This window comes from Dictyoglomus turgidum DSM 6724, from assembly GCF_000021645.1.
Lineage (GTDB): Bacteria > Dictyoglomota > Dictyoglomia > Dictyoglomales > Dictyoglomaceae > Dictyoglomus > Dictyoglomus turgidum.
On the sequence record NC_011661.1, the window covers coordinates 1039783 to 1056855 of the forward strand.

14 protein-coding genes, 1 tRNA gene, 1 other RNA gene and 1 other annotated feature are annotated in these 17073 nt (G+C 34.2%); all 16 genes read left to right on the forward strand.

Annotated features, from left to right (window positions below):
• The first annotated feature begins 32 nt into the window (after positions 1 to 32).
• Positions 33 to 208, forward strand: a non-coding RNA gene (gene ssrS, locus DTUR_RS09650) — 6S RNA.
• Positions 209 to 247: 39 nt separating this feature from the next.
• Positions 248 to 2845 (forward strand): alanine--tRNA ligase, encoded by a 2598-nt coding sequence (gene alaS / locus DTUR_RS05215; protein ID WP_012583386.1) that lies wholly within the window; start codon positions 248 to 250, stop codon positions 2843 to 2845.
• Entirely contained in the window at positions 2842 to 3267 is a 426-nt protein-coding gene (gene ruvX, locus DTUR_RS05220; RefSeq protein WP_012583387.1) for a Holliday junction resolvase RuvX, read from the forward strand. Before alaS ends, ruvX begins: the two co-directional genes overlap by 4 nt.
• Positions 3268 to 3292: 25 nt before the next feature.
• A tRNA-Val gene (locus DTUR_RS05225) sits at positions 3293 to 3367 on the forward strand.
• A gap of 4 nt (positions 3368 to 3371) precedes the next feature.
• Positions 3372 to 3595 (forward strand) — a binding site (T-box leader).
• A gap of 55 nt (positions 3596 to 3650) precedes the next feature.
• Complete coding sequence (gene thrS / locus DTUR_RS05230) at positions 3651 to 5567, forward strand: threonine--tRNA ligase (protein ID WP_012583388.1); 1917 nt, start codon at positions 3651 to 3653, stop codon at positions 5565 to 5567.
• A complete protein-coding gene (locus tag DTUR_RS05235; RefSeq protein ID WP_012583389.1) occupies positions 5567 to 6331 on the forward strand; it encodes a prepilin peptidase in 765 nt (254 codons plus the stop codon). Before thrS ends, DTUR_RS05235 begins: the two co-directional genes overlap by 1 nt.
• A gap of 7 nt (positions 6332 to 6338) precedes the next feature.
• Positions 6339 to 6818: a type II secretion system protein gene (locus DTUR_RS05240; RefSeq protein WP_012583390.1), complete on the forward strand. Its 480-nt coding sequence runs from the start codon at positions 6339 to 6341 to the stop codon at positions 6816 to 6818.
• On the forward strand, positions 6793 to 7182 hold the full coding sequence (locus DTUR_RS05245; RefSeq protein ID WP_012583391.1) for a hypothetical protein: 390 nt from the start codon (positions 6793 to 6795) through the stop codon (positions 7180 to 7182). Before DTUR_RS05240 ends, DTUR_RS05245 begins: the two co-directional genes overlap by 26 nt.
• Positions 7179 to 7733 (forward strand): prepilin-type N-terminal cleavage/methylation domain-containing protein, encoded by a 555-nt coding sequence (locus tag DTUR_RS05250; RefSeq protein ID WP_012583392.1) that lies wholly within the window; start codon positions 7179 to 7181, stop codon positions 7731 to 7733. Before DTUR_RS05245 ends, DTUR_RS05250 begins: the two co-directional genes overlap by 4 nt.
• Entirely contained in the window at positions 7723 to 8916 is a 1194-nt protein-coding gene (locus DTUR_RS05255) for a hypothetical protein (protein WP_012583393.1), read from the forward strand. The genes DTUR_RS05250 and DTUR_RS05255 overlap by 11 nt, the downstream gene beginning before the upstream one ends.
• Positions 8917 to 8991: 75 nt before the next feature.
• Positions 8992 to 9981, forward strand: coding sequence for a type IV pilus biogenesis protein PilM (gene pilM / locus DTUR_RS05260; RefSeq protein ID WP_012583394.1), 990 nt, complete (start codon positions 8992 to 8994; stop codon positions 9979 to 9981).
• A 3-nt stretch (positions 9982 to 9984) separates the two neighbouring features.
• Positions 9985 to 10539 (forward strand): PilN domain-containing protein, encoded by a 555-nt coding sequence (locus tag DTUR_RS05265; RefSeq protein ID WP_012583395.1) that lies wholly within the window; start codon positions 9985 to 9987, stop codon positions 10537 to 10539.
• Positions 10536 to 11117 (forward strand): type IV pilus inner membrane component PilO, encoded by a 582-nt coding sequence (locus DTUR_RS05270; protein ID WP_012583396.1) that lies wholly within the window; start codon positions 10536 to 10538, stop codon positions 11115 to 11117. The genes DTUR_RS05265 and DTUR_RS05270 overlap by 4 nt, the downstream gene beginning before the upstream one ends.
• A 13-nt stretch (positions 11118 to 11130) precedes the next feature.
• Positions 11131 to 11715: a hypothetical protein gene (locus tag DTUR_RS05275; protein WP_012583397.1), complete on the forward strand. Its 585-nt coding sequence runs from the start codon at positions 11131 to 11133 to the stop codon at positions 11713 to 11715.
• Positions 11708 to 15982 (forward strand): secretin N-terminal domain-containing protein, encoded by a 4275-nt coding sequence (locus tag DTUR_RS05280; RefSeq protein ID WP_423201563.1) that lies wholly within the window; start codon positions 11708 to 11710, stop codon positions 15980 to 15982. Before DTUR_RS05275 ends, DTUR_RS05280 begins: the two co-directional genes overlap by 8 nt.
• A 5-nt stretch (positions 15983 to 15987) precedes the next feature.
• Positions 15988 to 17052 carry a M24 family metallopeptidase gene (locus tag DTUR_RS05285; RefSeq protein ID WP_012583399.1) on the forward strand — a complete coding sequence of 355 codons (1065 nt, stop codon included), beginning with the start codon at positions 15988 to 15990 and terminating at the stop codon, positions 17050 to 17052.
• The last annotated feature ends 21 nt before the right edge of the window (positions 17053 to 17073 follow it).

Genomic DNA, 17073 nt, shown 5'->3' on the forward strand with positions numbered 1-17073 from the left:
ATCTTTTATTTTGTGCTATATTCATAATCAAAAGCGCCCTGCCGTGTGCGTGGTGTTTGCTGTGGTCCTGGCTCAACACCTCATTTCGGGAGGCCGATCTCCTGTTTTGGGATTGCGGCTCTTGAAGAGCTACATAACCAAGCAGGGTAGGCCTCAACTTTTGGGATGGGGCACAAGGACTCACACACCACGGCACGGCGGGGCTTTTTGATATTTCATAAAACCTTGCAAGGAGAGGTTATAACTTATGAGAAGTAGTGACATAAGGAAAAAATTTATAGATTATTTTGTAAGTAAGGACCATCTACATTTGCCCAGTGCCTCATTAGTGCCATCCGATGATCCAACTCTTCTTTTTACCACTGCTGGAATGGTACCTTTTAAACCATATTTCTTAGGTCAGGGCATACCTCCCAAAAGGAGAATTACTACTGTTCAAAAATGTTTTCGAACCACTGATATAGAAAGGGTAGGTATAACTCCAAGACATCTTACATTTTTGGAGATGCTTGGAAATTTTTCCTTTGGAGACTATTTTAAGAGGGAGGCAATCGGTTTTGCATATGAATTTTTAACTAAAGAACTTGGAATTCCTATATCCAAATTATGGATTTCAGTTTACGAAGAAGATGATGAGGCTTATGATATTTGGAATAAAGAGATAGGAATTCCTAAGGAAAGAATTGTAAGATTAGGAAAAGAAGATAATTTCTGGGGTCCCCCAGGACCCACTGGACCTTGTGGTCCTTGTTCCGAGATTTATTATGATTTTGGACCTAAAAGTAAAGATGAAGAGGATTGTAAGCCTGGAGACCCCTGTGATAGATTTATGGAAATATGGAATTTAGTATTTATGGCATATTATATGGATGAAGAAGGAAAACTTTCTCCTCTTCCTCAGAAAAATATTGATACAGGTATGGGGCTTGAGCGAATCACCACAGTGGTGGAAGGGGTAAGTAATGTTTTTGAAACGGATCTATTTGTTCCTATTATTGAGGAAATCAGGAAGATTGTAAAGGATTCGGATTCTGTTACGGAAAGATTAATTTCTGATCACATTAGAGGAATTACGTTTTTAATGGGAGACGGTGTAGTACCGACCAACGAAGGCAGAGGTTATGTTTTAAGAAGACTTATAAGGAGGTCATTAAGGAGGGCATATAAACATGGTATAGTGAAACCTTTCTTATACAAGTTAGTCCCTATTGTGGTTGATATAATGAAAGATGCTTATCCTGATTTAATAGAAAAAAAAGATTATATTCAAAAAGTACTCATAAAGGAAGAGGATCAATTTTTAAGGACCTTAGAGCAAGGTCTGTCCCTCTTAGAAGACTACTTTAGAAAAGCTCCAAGTAAAACGGTAGGTGGGGAGTTTGCTTTTAAACTTTATGATACTTATGGTTTTCCTATTGAGTTAACAAAAGAGATAGCAGAGGAAGAAGGATTCGTCGTAGATGTAGACGGTTTTAACAAATATATGGAGGAGCAAAGAGAAAAAGCAAGAGCCTCTATGGAGGCGAAGCTTGAAGAAAGTTTTATTTCTCTTTCCGATGATGAGGTCTATCTTATGAAATCTCTCCCTAAATCTGAGTTTGTTGGATATGAAGTTTTGGAAAGTGAAAGTAAGGTACTCTTCTTCATTGGAGGAAAACATGGGAAAAAGATTTCCAATGGAGAAGAAGTTTACTTTTTAATGGATAAAACCCCCTTTTATCCCGAAGGAGGAGGTCAAGTCTCTGATACAGGTAAGGTTTATAATTCGGAAGTTGAAGTAATGGTTTTGGAGGTCAAAAGATTAGGAGAAGATTTCATTATTCATAGAGGAAAGGTTTTAAAAGGAGAGTTTGAAGAAGGCCAAATAGTTAGGGCAGAAGTTGATAAGGAGAAAAGATATCACACTATGAGACATCATACCGCAACTCATCTTCTCCATGCAGCACTAAGGGAATATTTAGGTACCCATGTTATGCAGTCGGGATCCTTAGTGTCTCCCGAATTTTTAAGATTTGATTTTACCCATCATTCTCCCCTAACCTATGAAGATTTAAAGATAATAGAAAGAAAAGTAAATGAAAATATTTTAGCGAACCATAAGGTAGAGAAATTCTGGACTAATTTAGAAGAAGCAAAAAGGATGGGAGCTATTGCTCTGTTTACGGAAAAATACCAAAAAAATGTGAGAATTATTAAAATTAATAATGTAAGTATGGAACTTTGTGGTGGTACTCATGTGGATTGTACTGGAGAAATAGGAAGTTTTTACATAGTGAAAGAAGAAGGAATAGGAAGTGGGATAAGGAGAATTTTTGCTGTCTGTGGGTTAAAGGCTTGGGAGTTTCAAAAGAGAAGAGAAGAAATTCTAAATAAAATCTCTTTCGTACTTAAGTCTTCTCCCGATGAGATTTATGTGAAACTGGAAAAGTTAATTGATGAAATGAAAGAAAAAGAAAAGAAGATAAAAGATCTTGAAGAAAGAATAATTGAGAAAGAGTTGGAAGTTTTGGCTAATAAGATTGAAAATTGGGGTGAGTTTTCCTTTATTTGTACTTATGTAGATATGGAGAATGAAGCCATAAAAAAGCTTGGCGATCACTTAAAGAGTAAAAATGATAATCTAATTATGGTTTTCTTTAAGCCCTCAGATAATAAGCTTTTAGGAACAATTATGGTGAGCAAAAAAGTAAATTTGAAGGGAATAACTGCTAAAAAGATTGTGGAAATAATTGGAGAAAGATTTAATGGTAAAGGAGGAGGAAAGGATACCTTAGCCCAGATTAGTTTACCTAAGACTGATATAGAGGACATAAAGAGAGCCTTAAAAGAGACACTTTTGAAATGAGAGTCCTTGCTATTGATTGGGGAGAAAAATATATAGGGCTTGCTATATCGGATCCTTTAAGGATAATTGCTCAGGGATTAGATGTTTGGGAAATTAAAGATGAAGAAGATTTTGTAAATAGATTAAAAAAGTTGATAAAGGAATACAATGTTAGTGAAATAGTCTTAGGATATCCTATAAGTCTGAGAGGACATGAAAATGAGAAGACAAAAAAAATAGAGTATGTTGCAGAGAGAATAAAAACTGTCGTAAATCTGCCTATAAAATTTGTGGATGAAAGATTTACTACTATGGAGGCTGAAAGAGTTCTTTTAGAGGGTGACATAAAAAGAAGAGATCGAAAACTTTTGAAAAATAAACAGGCAGCAGTAATAATTTTACAGAAGTATCTTGATTCTTTATCTCTTGACACAAAAATATAAATAAGATTATAATTCTCTAAGGCATGGGCGCGTAGCTCAGTGGGAGAGCACTATCTTGACGCGGTAGGGGTCGGTGGTTCAATCCCACCCGCGCCCACCATAAATTAAGGGCAAAGAAGAGGAGAGTAGCCTTTTTCTTGACTTCCAGAGAGGAAAGCCTAAGGCTGAGAGGCTTTCTAAGTCGAGAAAAGGTGAACACCACCTTGGAGCTCCATGCTGAAATTCCTAAGTGGAAGAGTAAGCATTGGCGGTTGATCCCGTTATAGATCAAGAGAAAGTCCCTTTGGGGACTTATTAAGGTGGAACCGCGGGAACTCCCGTCCTTTACTGGGCGGGAGTTTTTTTATTTTTTTAAAAATATCAGCTAAGGGAGGAGATAAAAAATGGGTTGGAAGATGCAATATAAAGATAAAGTATGGGAAAAAGAAGGAAACCTTTTGGAAGTGATCAAAAAGGAGGGACTTGAAGGTAGAGTTTTTGGGGCTAAAATTAATGGGGTTTTTTCGGATTTAAATGTCTATCCTCCAGATGGGAGTTTAGTAGAACTCCTTGATTGGGAGAATGAAGAAGGAAGAAACATATATAGGCATACATCTGCCCACATTCTTGCGCATGCTGTAAAAGAGTTATTTCCTGAGGTAAAACTTGGAATTGGTCCTGCAATTGAGGATGGGTTTTACTATGATTTTTACAGAAAGGAACCTTTTTCTCAAGAAGATCTTGAAAAGATTGAAAATAAAATGAAGGAGATAATAAATCGCAATTTACCTATTGAAAGAATTGAAGTTACCAGGGAAGAGGCTATAAAGATTCTAAGGGATTTGAAAGAGGATTTTAAATTAGAACTTCTTGAAGAGATACCAGAGGGAGAAAAAATATCCTTTTATAAACAAGGTAGTTTTATGGATCTTTGTAGAGGACCTCATTTACCATCCACAAGTTGGGTAAAAGCTTTTAAACTGTTAAGTGTTTCTGGTGCTTATTGGAGAGGTGATGAGAAAAATCCTATGTTTCAAAGAATATATGGAACCTCTTTTCCCTCAGAAGAGGAGTTAAAAAAATATTTAGAGGAAAGAGAGGAGGCTCAAAGAAGAGATCACAGAAAATTAGGGAGGGAACTTGAGATATTTAACACTTTTGAAGAGGCAGGTCCAGGATTGATATTTTATCCTCCTAAAGGGGCTATGTTAAGACTTATAATTGAGGAGTTTGAAAGAAAAGAGCATTTAAAAAGAGGCTATTTTCCAGTAATAACTCCTCATTTAATGCAGGCAGAGTTATGGAAAAGATCTGGACATTGGGATAATTACCGAGAGAACATGTTTTTCTTACAGGTGGAGGATAAGGATTATGCGGTAAAACCTATGAATTGTCCTGGGCATATTTTGATTTACAATTCCAAGGTGAGAAGCTATAGAGATTTACCATTAAGATTTTTTGAGATGGGTACGGTTTATAGGTATGAAAGATCAGGAGTACTTTATGGTCTTGAAAGAGCTAGAGGTTTTACTCAAGATGATGCTCATATATTTTGTACTCAAGAGCAGTTAGAAGATGAAATAAAGGGGGTTTTAGATTTTGTATTCTATATGTTAGATAGTTTTGGTTTAAAAGAGTATGTGGTAACCCTCTCTACGAAACCTGAAAAGTATATAGGCTCAGATGAGATTTGGGAAAAAGCGACTCAAGCTTTAAAGAATGCTTTAGAAAGTACTGGTATTGAATATAGAATTGCCGAAGGAGAAGGTGCTTTTTATGGTCCAAAGATTGATGTAGGATTAAAAGGACTTCTTGGGAAGATGTGGCAAGGACCTACTATACAGGTAGATTTTAATTTACCTGAGAGGTTTGATCTCACATATGATGCCCCTGATGGAACAAAAAGAAGGCCTGTTATGATTCATAGAGCTATACTTGGGTCTTATGAAAGATTTATAGGTATTCTTGTTGAGCATTATGGCGGAAGATTTCCTTTATGGCTTGCTCCAGAGCAAGTAAGGATACTTCCTATATCTGAGAGACATAATGAATATGCCGAATATGTATTACGTAATCTAAGAAATAATGATATAAGGGCAGAAATTGATAAAGATCAGGCTAAGTTGAATTACAAATTAAGAAAAGCTATAGCTGAAAAAGTACCATACATATTTATTGTGGGGGATAAAGAAAAGGAGGAAAATAAGGTAAGTGTAAGGGTGCATAATAAGGACTTGGGAATGTTTGACCTAGCTTATGTGGTAACCAAACTTCTTGAAGAGATAAGAAGCAAAAAAGTATTTAGCGGGGGTTTTGACTAATGATAAAGATATTGTTAACTTTTTGGTTTTTCCTTCTTGGAAGTGCTGTGGGAAGTTTTCTTAATGTAGTGATATATAGGCTTCCTCGAAGAGAGTCTATAGTTTTTCCTCCTTCTCATTGTCCCTTTTGTGGACATAAGTTGTCTGCAAAAGATCTTATTCCTATATTAAGCTATATTATCCTTAAAGGTAAGTGTAGGTACTGTGGAGCAAAGATTTCGTCAAGATATCCCATAGTAGAATTTCTTACTGCTATTTTTTATGCATTAGTATTCTGGCTATATGGGTTTTCTTTTTCTACTTTAAAACTTCTTATTTTGTTTTCTATGCTTCTTCCTGTTTTTTTCATTGATCTCGAACATATGTTAATACCTGATGTGATTACTATTCCTGGAACAGGAGTAGGATTAATTATTTCTTTGTTTGAAGGAAGGTTAGCTCAAGGTATTTTAGGAAGTTTAATTTTTGGTGGAATTCTCTTACTGATTTATGTGATAGCCTTGTTGATATTAAAAGAGGAAGGTATGGGACAAGGTGACATAAAACTCGGTTTTATGCTGGGAAGTTTTCTTGGAATAAAATTATCCCTTCTTTCTTTATTTCTGAGTTATTTTATAGGTGGTTTATTCTCTCTACTGATAATATTGATAAAAGGTAAAGATTTAAAAACAGCCATTCCCTTTGGTCCCTTCCTAATAATTGGAGCATTAATATCACTATTCTTTGGTAAAACATTAATTAACCTATATCTTTCTCTTTTTTAAATGTATAATGTATAATAGAGGCTTTACTCTAATTGAGTTGCTTCTGACTTTTGTAATTTTGGGTATTATTGCAACTATTACTTTGAATTTTAGCCTTGCCATAATTGATGAGAGAAAAATGCTACAAAAGTCTTATGAGATAATGCAATGTCTTGTTGAGGTCAGGGGTGGTGCTTTTACAAAAGAGGAAGATTATCCTGATTTAGTTTGTTTTTACCCATTCTCTGATTTAATTTTAGTAAAAACTTTTGATAGAGTTAAAAACATGTATAAAGTTATAAAAAAAATTGATTTATCACAGGAAAATATAGATTTAACATCGGCAGTTTTTGGTACTAACAATTATGTTTACTTTAACAAGTTAGGCATTCCTTCTTCTGGAGGAACTATTGCAATTTCATATAAAAGTGTGAGAAAATACATTATAGTAACTCCTGCAACAGGGAGGATATATGTAAGTAATGAAATGCCAAAAAGTTGGGACTGAAAGGGGATTTAGTTTATTAGAGGCTCTTGTAGTGGGTGTATTACTTTTAATAAGTATCATAGGCATACTTCAAATGTATTCTGTTACTTTTTATAATGCGCCTAAGGTAGATAATTTAATGATGGCGAATTATATATTAACAAAGGAAGTGGAAATAGTTTTAGCCCAAACATATACCACATTGGATAATTTTCTTTCATCTAATTATCCTAAAATTGTAAACTATGGAAATGTAAATTATACTATAACGTATACTTTATTAGACAATATTAACTGGGGGAAATATATTAGAATAATCAACTCTTGGAGGGAAGGAAAAGAAAATAAAAATTTGAGTATTGAGTTATTTAAGGCGAAATTATGAGAAAAGGTTATACCTTAGTTGAGCTTTTAATAAGTATTTCTATAGTGCTAATAGTAATAGCATTGGTAGTTAATTTTCTTATTACTGGTTCTTTAGGATATCAGTTTATCAATAAAAAAGTTCAATATCAGAGAAATGCAAGGCTTGTGGCTGAAAGAATGATAAGAGAAGTAAAAAAAGCTTCTCTAATTGATAGTGCTTCGGATGGAAGTAATTTGATTTTTAGTTACACCTATTATGACTTTTCAACAAACCCTATAAGTTCAACTTTGTCTACAGTTAAATATTATGTAGATTCTAATGGGATTTTAAGAAGACAGGTAAAACAGGGGAGTTTATGGGTAGGTAATAACCCTTTGACGGAAAGCGATTTTAAAATTTTGACTCCCATTTTTTATTATTATAATTCAGCAAGACGATTGGTATCTCCCCAAAATGCAGAATTAATTGAAATAGTTTTAAAATTTGATGGGGATAAGAACAATATACCAGACTATACTTTGACCTTTAATATTTTCTTACCAGTAAGGAGTGTCTATTATGTTAAATAAAGAGAAGGGACAATTAATTTTTGCTGTGCTGATTGTCCTTTTTGTGTTTTTACTTGGGATGATTATTATACAACTTATGCCCTCCGAATACGCCATAACTAAAAGAACAGTAGAGAGTAATCAAGCTTTCTATCTTGCCCAATCAGGGCTTCAGCAAGCTATATATTTTATCAATAATAATCCTGATTTAGCTTTCCTTGAGTTGTCTTTAAGAAAATCAGGTCAGAGTAATCTTTTATCTTATACTTTAACATATACTTATGGAGGTAATAAAAAGGAAAATATAAATTTAAATAGTATATCCTTAGGTGAATATTCTGTTAATGTAACCTATTCTCTTTCTAATATGTCCTCAGGAGGTATTATTGTTAGTTTTCCCATATATAAGATTGTAAGTATCGGATATATTCCTTCAATTGCTAATCCAAGGGTTGTAAGAAGTATAGAGATATATGGAAATAATACAGATATCTCTTTAGACCCTTTTAAATTTGCGGTTTATGCAGGGAAATCTGTTAGTTTTTCTGGAAAATCTGCAGTAATTGAAGGTGAAAGACTCCCTGATGGTTCTTTTGATACTGCTATATATTCCAATGGTCCTGTGGATTTAAGAAACCCTCCTTTGATTAATGGTACTTATTCTCCAATTCTTGGAAAAGATGTTATAGCTAATGACAGTACTCTAACTATGCCTGTTTTAAATGATAGTTATCTTAAAAGCATTTCTCAGTCTCAAGGATTATATAGGTCTGGCAATAACATAGACATAGGTAATATTGTAAGTTATGCCAAATCTAATCCCAACTGGTATAATTCAGCTACAAAAACGTGGCTTACCTGGTCTCTTGTAATATATATAGAAGGCTCTGCTAAAATGGCAGGAAATGTGGAATTTCAAGGGATGGTTATAGTAAAAGGTGATGTTAAGATTACGGGAACAGGAAATAAGATAAGAGGCATTTTATATGCAGCTGAAGTAGACACTGCAGTGCAAGATTTATCTATTTATGGTGATCCCATAATTGAGGGAACCAGTATAGGTGAGGACGTAAGTATAGGAGGAAACAGTACTGTAAGACATAATAAACAATATATTGAAAACATATTTAAAACTCATAGTATAACGAACATTGTAAAAGCTGTAAAAACTAAGTTAAAAATTCTTGCTTGGCAAGAAAGATAGAGTATTGTATTTTTTTTAAGTTTGTATTAAAATAAAATCCAATCAGGGAGAGGTTGAAAGAAAGGAAAAATGGGGATGAGTTTATTTTCTTCTGAGGTTCCAATTCTAAGTATTGAATTTGGTAATCCGTTAAGGGTCATTTTTGGGGGGAAGAGGAAAGATAAGAAGGTTGTAATTAAAAATTTTGCATTAGAAACTCTTCCACCAGAAATTATTCAAGGTGGTCAATTAAACAATTCAGATTATCTTTTAGAAGTGCTCAAGAGTATTTTAAAGAGGTTTAAATTAAAATCGGGAAAAACTTTAATATCCATACCAGCCCAAAATGTAATTGTGAGGTTCTTTAATTTTCCTTACATGCCTGAAGAAGAACTTAGGGAGTCAATAAAGTGGGAGCTTGAAAGATATGTTCCTCTTTCACCTGAGGATATAAATTATGATATACAGGTTGTATCTTTGGTAGAGAGAGGAGATATAAAAGAAAGTAGAGTGATGCTTGTGGCGGTTCCTAAGGAAGTTTTAAGTCCTTATCTTGATGTGGTTAAAAAACTGAATCTTGATCCTGATTTAGTAGATGTTAGTGTTTTTTCAGCGGTGAGAACAGTGATTATGAATAGAAAAGACATTCCTAAGGGAAATACTATATACCTTTATACTCATGATAATGTGGCAGAATTTGTGGTGGCAAAAGAGAATCAGCCTTTATTTTTCAGAAGCACTGTTATGGAGGAATGGAATCCACAAGAAGAAGTAGATGATTTGACCAAGTCTTTTATGCTTGAGGATTTTGTTAGAAAGATACAGGAGGCGGTAAATTTCTTCTATATGCAATTTCCTGAAGAACACATAGATCAAGCCATAGTTACAGGGAGTAATGCTAAAAATAAGGACTTTATAGATCTTTTAGAGGCAATTCTCAATGTTAATACTGAAGTTTCTCCAGGTTCTTCGGTTAATATAAATGACTTATTAGTGTTGAATTTAAAAAAGCAGGATAAAGAGTTTTTAGGTGATATTTACTCCTGGGTTGTTCCCATCGGATTATTCTTCTGGGAGAGGTTATGAACCATGTTTAGGATCAATTTACTGCCAAAAGAGGTTAAGAAAAAAGAGCCTATAAGATTACCTTTTCTGGGCATATTAATTACAGTAGTAGGTTTAATTCTACTTCTTGGAGAAGTTATACTCTATTTTAATCTTTCTTCAGAGGTTACTAATTTGAGAAATGAAAATACGTCCTTGGAGTTTCAAATTAATGATCTTAAATCTAAGATCAATGAGCTTCAAAGGTTGCAGAGTATAAAGACCCAGTATGAGGAAAAGTTGAGGCTTGTAGATGAGATATCCAAAAGAGAAATATCTTGGCTTGATCTTTTTGAAACTTTGAATAGGATAACTCCTAAAAATTTATGGGTTAAGAGCTTTAATTTAGATTCCTCTGATAATATTAATATTGAAGGCTTCGCACTAAATTATAAAGAGATCGCTATATTTTTGGATCAACTTGATAAGAGTGATCTTGTGAAAAATGTTTCTTTGGGTTTTGCTCAAAAAGTAGGAGAACCACCTTTGGTTTCTATAAATTTTAGAATTGTGGCTCAATATAAGAGGGGTGAGCAATGAAGATAAGTATAAACAAATGGGTTATAATTGGTATTATAATCTTTATAATCGCAATTGGTTTCTATTTTGTTTTCTACAAAGCTTTAGAGAATGAAAAAGTGGCTCTTACAGAGAGCATTGAAACTAACAGACAAATGCTTTTAAAATACCAACTTAGTTATAAGAAAAGTTTAGAGGAGTGGGAGAAATTTAAAGATTCTCTCCAAAGATTTGCCGAAATTCAACAAAAACTTCCTACTAAAGAAGATTTGCCAACTCTTTTAGCTTTTATTGAATCCATAGCTAAGAATTCTAAGCTCTCTATTAATAGCTTTAAACCATTACCTCCTGCGACTAAACAGGAAACTACAACTCAACAACAGGGAAAACAACCTCAACAAGAGCAAAAATCAACTTATGAGGAGAGATCTTATAGTCTTGATCTTCAGGGAAATTATGGTGGGTTTCTATTATTCTTGGCAAAATTAAAAACTGCACCGAGATTGATTCTTATGAAAGATCTAAAGATAGATCCTGTGGATGTAAGTGCAAAAGAGTTGAAATTTTCTTTTATTCTTTCAACTTTTATAACTAAATAGGTGGGAAAGAAAAATGGATTTAAAAAGTTTGTTTAATAATCCAAAACAAAGAATGATGTTTTTAGTTATTCTTCTTGTTTTAGTTGGTCTTATTGGAGGATATTACGTCATCACCAATTATATATTACCACCATCGGAAGAAACTGTGGTGACAACTCCTAAGCGAGTGAGAACTACTCAGGAAACTTATACTTTAGCTCAAGTGCTTGAGACATTAACCCAACAAACTGCAGTAGTATTTACTTATTCAACAGTAGAGCTCGGTAGGAGTAATCCATTTATTCCTGTTATTGATCTTACTCCTAAAAAACCCTCACTGGTTCAATCTTCACCAGCTGCCTCCAGCAGTGTTAATATTTCTGTGACTCCTAAGGTGTCTTCAGAACCAATTAAAACATGGTACAGTGGTTTTAAGTTAACGGGAATTGTAAGGGGGAGAGATCGAAGTTATGCTATTATTGAAGAGGGAGAGAGAGGATATGTATTGAGGGAAGGAGATCTTTTAAGAAGTGACATTTATGTTTCTAAAATTAATGATAATTCGGTGATTTTAAAGAGGGGTAATGCTTACGCCACATTAAAATTGGGAGGTGAATGATTTGATATTTAAAAAGGGAAAGGACTTGGTTTTTTATTGTGTTATTTTAGTTTTTCTTTTTACACTATTATATGCTCAAACAGGAAATCTTAGCTTAGTAGGAGTACAAGTAGATGAAGTAGGTGCAAGTTTCAACATTGGATTTTATTTTTCTCCTGCAAGTTCGGCTCCTAAATTTGATATACAACAGAAAGACAATAAATTAGTTATTACTTTTTTTAATACAAATATTAAGATGCCCTCTAAATCTATAGATATAAATAAGGCTTTTCTTACTAATATTGAACTCGTTCAAAGTGGGAGTAATGCCGTTGCCAATATAAATTTCGTAGGTATTATACCTACTTATGTCTATAATTCAGGGTTAGGAACTTTAAAATTGGTATTAAATCCTTCAACATCCACCGTTTCAGCCATATCCTCTACTGAACCGAGCACTAAAACAGCCGAAGTAAATCTATTAAGTGTAAATATTGATAAAAATTATAGGCCAAATTTAATTATTTTGAATTTTTCTGATAATGTGCCTGAATATAAAGTATCTTTGCTTAAAAATCCTTTAAGACTTGTCATTGATGTTAATAACACAATAAATAAAGTGGCAACAAAAAGTATTTCTGTAAATTCAAGTCCAATTCTTGATGTCAGAGTCTCTCAGTTTACTATTAAACCTTATGTTACAAGAATAGTAGTAGACTTAAAAACATCCTATCCTCAATTGTTAGTTAAAGATTATCAAAATAAATTATACATTGGGACTTCTGAGGTATTGGCGAAAGTAGTGCCTGCTTCTCAAAAGGTAGTAGCAGAAATACCTAAAACCGAAGAGGCGCCAAAGGTAACAGAGGTTAAAACTACTACCATGGAAGAAAAACCTATAGAGAAGCCCCAGGAGACAGTAAGTAAACCCGTAGAGGTAAAGGATAAATTTCAACAGAGGATATCAGTCTCTTTTGATAGGGCAGAGATAAGGGATGTATTAAAAGCAATGGGACAACTTGTAGGATTGAATATTATTACCGATATAGGAGTACAGGGAAGGATAAGTGTTTACCTTAAAGATATTCCTTTTAAAGATGCTTTTTATGCCTTACTCGCTTCCTCAGATTTAGGGTATATTCAGCAAGGTGAGATAATCATTGTAGCTAATCTTGATAAGCTACAAAAAATAGAAAGTAGAGATTTGATGACAAAAGTTTATCAATTGAAGTATTTTGAAAGTCAAAAAGCGAAAGACATTTTAAGTAAAATCTCTAAGACTGCGATCTTTGATTCTGACGATTCAAGAAATTGGCTTATAGTTTCTGCTCCACCGTCAGAATTTGCAAAAATAGAGAATACAATTAAAACCTTGGATATCCCGTCAGAAAGTATAGCAGGAGCTAAAAATTTAGGAAAAGTTATATTAGAAAAAAGTGAAGATACCTATCTTGTGACTTTAACTGCAAAGGGCGACGATATAAAAGATATTCTTCAAGAAATAGTTCAAAAGTCCGGTAAGAATATTATCTTTTCAAAAGATGTCTCGGGAGGGGTTTATTTAACCCTTAACAGAGTTCCTCTTGATAGGGCTGTCGATTTGATAGTAAGGAGTACTGGATATATTTATGAGGTTAGAGAGGGAGGAGTAATATTGGTGAGTGCTCCTAAGGCTGAGGGAGTTCCTTCACCTATAATTGAGATTAAAGAGCTTGTTAAGGTTGAAAAAATTGGGGATGTATTTTATGTTACTGCAAGTCTTAAGAAGTCAGATATTAGAGATGTTTTGCAGGAAATTGCAAGTAAAACAGATTTGAATTTTATTATAGATCCTAAGGTTTCTGGTACAGTAGATCTGTTTGTTAATAAAGTACCTCTTGATGAGGTTTTGACCATAATTCAGAGACTTGCTAATTTTGATATGGAAAAAGTTGGCAAGACTTATTATATAAAACCTAAGGAAGTACAGACAGCAACAGTTCCTCAAATAATAAGTACTAAGTTATATGTGTTGAGATATATAACTCTCCAAGATATTTTGAGGGTAGGGGGGAGTTTAGTAAAGAACTTAAGTTTGAGCTATGATGATAAGACTAAGCTGCTAATTGCGCAAGGTAAGGAAGATGACTTGAAGGTATTGGATGACCTAATAAGTAGGATAGATGTAGAGAAGAAGGAAGCGGTAGTTGCGAAGGAGCTACTTACAGTAGAGAGGGAAGGGGATAAGGTATATGTGAGTTGTGATTTAAGGAGTGCAGATATAAGGGAAGTATTGAGGGAACTTGGGAAGAAGGCAGATATAAACTTTGTAATAGATCAGAAGGTGACAGGGCAGATTGATCTCTATCTAAATAGGGTGGAACTTCCTGAGGTATTGAACATAATTCAAAGGGTAGGGAAGTTAAGCATAACTACTGAAGATAAAGTGACTTATGTGAAGCCATATGAAGAGAAGGTAACAGTACCTGTAGAGGTAGCAAAGACCAAGATATATGCATTAAAATACATTACCTTATCTGATATAGAGAGGGTAGGAGGGAGTTTAGTAAAGAACTTAAGTTTGAGCTATGATGATAAGACTAAGCTGCTAATTGCGCAAGGTAAGGAAGATGACTTGAAGGTATTGGATGACCTAATAAGTAGGATAGATGTAGAGAAGAAGGAAGCGGTAGTTGCGAAGGAGCTACTTACAGTAGAGAGGGAAGGGGATAAGGTATATGTGAGTTGTGATTTAAGGAGTGCAGATATAAGGGAAGTATTGAGGGAACTTGGGAAGAAGGCAGATATAAACTTTGTAATAGATCAGAAGGTGACAGGGCAGATTGATCTCTATCTAAATAGGGTGGAACTTCCTGAGGTATTGAACATAATTCAAAAGGTAGGGAAGTTAAGCATAACTACTGAAGATAAAGTGACTTATGTGAAGCCATATGAAGAGAAGGTAACAGTACCTGTAGAGGTAGCAAAGACCAAGATATATGCATTAAAATACATTACCTTATCTGATATAGAGAGGGTAGGAGGGAGTTTAGTAAAGAACTTAAGTTTGAGCTATGATGATAAGACTAAGCTGCTAATTGCGCAAGGTAAGGAAGATGACTTGAAGGTATTGGATGACCTAATAAGTAGGATAGATGTAGAGAAGAAGGAAGCGGTAGTTGCGAAGGAGCTGCTTACAGTAGAGAGGGAAGGGGATAAGGTATATGTGAGTTGTGATTTAAGGAGTGCAGATATAAGGGAAGTATTGAGGGAACTTGGGAAGAAGGCAGATATAAACTTTGTAATAGATCAGAAGGTGACAGGGCAGATCGATCTCTATCTAAATAGGGTGGAACTTCCTGAGACTCTTGAGATATTAAGTAGAATCACTAATATTTCCTTTGAGAAAGTTGGTTCCGCAACCTTTGTCAAACCCTTAAATACAACTGTAACTACAGCAAAAGAGGGCACTCCTACTGTTACAAAAGAATACAAGCTAAAGTATATATCCTTGGATACTTTAAAATCTGTAGTATCAGGAATAGCAAAGGATGTAAGCTTCTATTATGATCAAACTTCAGGTCTTTTGTTGGTACAAGGGCCAGCAGATCAAGTTTCCTCTGTAGAAAGTATGATAGCGAAGCTTGATAAGCCTACTCCTCAAGTAAAAATTGATGTACAGGTAATTGAAGTATCAAGAGAAAATGTTAAGGATATTGGTATAGAGTGGAGTACAGGTAGTATTTCTACTGGATTACAAATTACAGCTAACCTGGGGTGGCAGGATCTCAGGGTAAGTATTGTGAATCCAGGACAAATTAGTGCTAACATTAGGGCATTAGAAACTCAAAATAAAGCTAGAATACTTGCTCAACCCAGTATGACTACTTTAAGTGGTAAGGCTACAAGGATCATGATTGGTGATAGAGTTCCATTAATCTCCTATGATGCTCAAGGTAATAGACAAGTAAGTTTTGTGGATGTAGGTATCATCTTAAATGTCACTCCTACAGTAAATGCTGATGGAACCATAACAGCTAATATAAATCCTCAGGTTAGTACAATTCAAGGCTATGTAAGTGATGTGCCTATAATTTCTACTCGTGAGGCTCAGACAATTGTCAATCTAAAAAATGGTGAAACTCTTGCTCTTGGAGGTTTGTTGAGACAAGAGGAAATAGATAGTATGTCAAAAGTACCACTTCTTGGAGATATACCTATACTAGGAGAACTGTTTAAGGCAAGAAAGACTCAGAAAGTGGAAAGAGAGCTTATTATACTAATTACACCAAAACTTATTGAGCAATAAGAGCTATGATAGAGAAAATCCAGGAGAGATTAAAGAAAGAAGATATAGATGCTATATGGATAAGCAATATAATAAATATTAGATATCTCACTGGTTTTACTGGATCTACAGCAGATTTGCTTGTTCTCAAGGAGGGGGGGTATATATTAGTAGACTCAAGATACTGGGAACAAGTAAATCACGAAGTTAGAAAAGTCAAACCAATATTAGTAGATGGAGACCTTAACTTATTTACTTTTCTGAAGGAATTGGAGAATAAAGATGGTTTAAAAAAAATTGGATTTGAAAGCTCAAATGTGGTTTATAGTACTTGGGTAAAATTAAGGGAGCTCCTTCAAAATATTGAATTAATTCCTTTAAGCCATTGGGTTGAAGAATTACGTATGGTTAAAACAGAAGATGAGATAGAAAAAATAAAGAAAGCATTAATGATAGCAGAACAAGCTTTTGAAAAAATACTACCTTTAATAAAGGTGGGAATAACGGAAAAAGATATTGCTATTGAGTTGGAATATCAAATGGCTAAATTAGGAAGTGAGAGACCTGCTTTTGATACTATAGTGGCTTCAGGTGAAAGAGGGGCTTTACCACATGGAAAAGCGAGCAATAAAAAGCTTATGGGTAATGAATTTATAGTTTTTGATTTTGGGGCGGTTTATGAAGGCTATCATTCTGATATTACTCGTACTATTTACTTTGGTAATCCTGGTGAAGAAGAAATTTTAATTTACAATATAGTTTTAGAAGCTCAAAAGAAAGCAGAAGAGGTTATTGAAGAAGGTATTCAATGTAATTTTGTAGATAAGGTTGCTCGTGATATAATTCAGGAGAATGGTTTTGGAAATTATTTTGGACATGGTTTGGGTCATGGTGTTGGACTTGAGATTCATGAGTTGCCAAGAGTCTCTCCGAAGAGTGAAACGGTTCTTAAAAAAGGAATGGTTATTACGGTGGAACCAGGAATTTATATACCTGGAAAATTTGGTATAAGGGTGGAGGATATGGTAGTAGTAGATAGCCATTGCTCAAAAATATTAAATAAACTTACTAACGATTTAATAATTATTTAAAGTAAAGGAGGTAAAAAGATA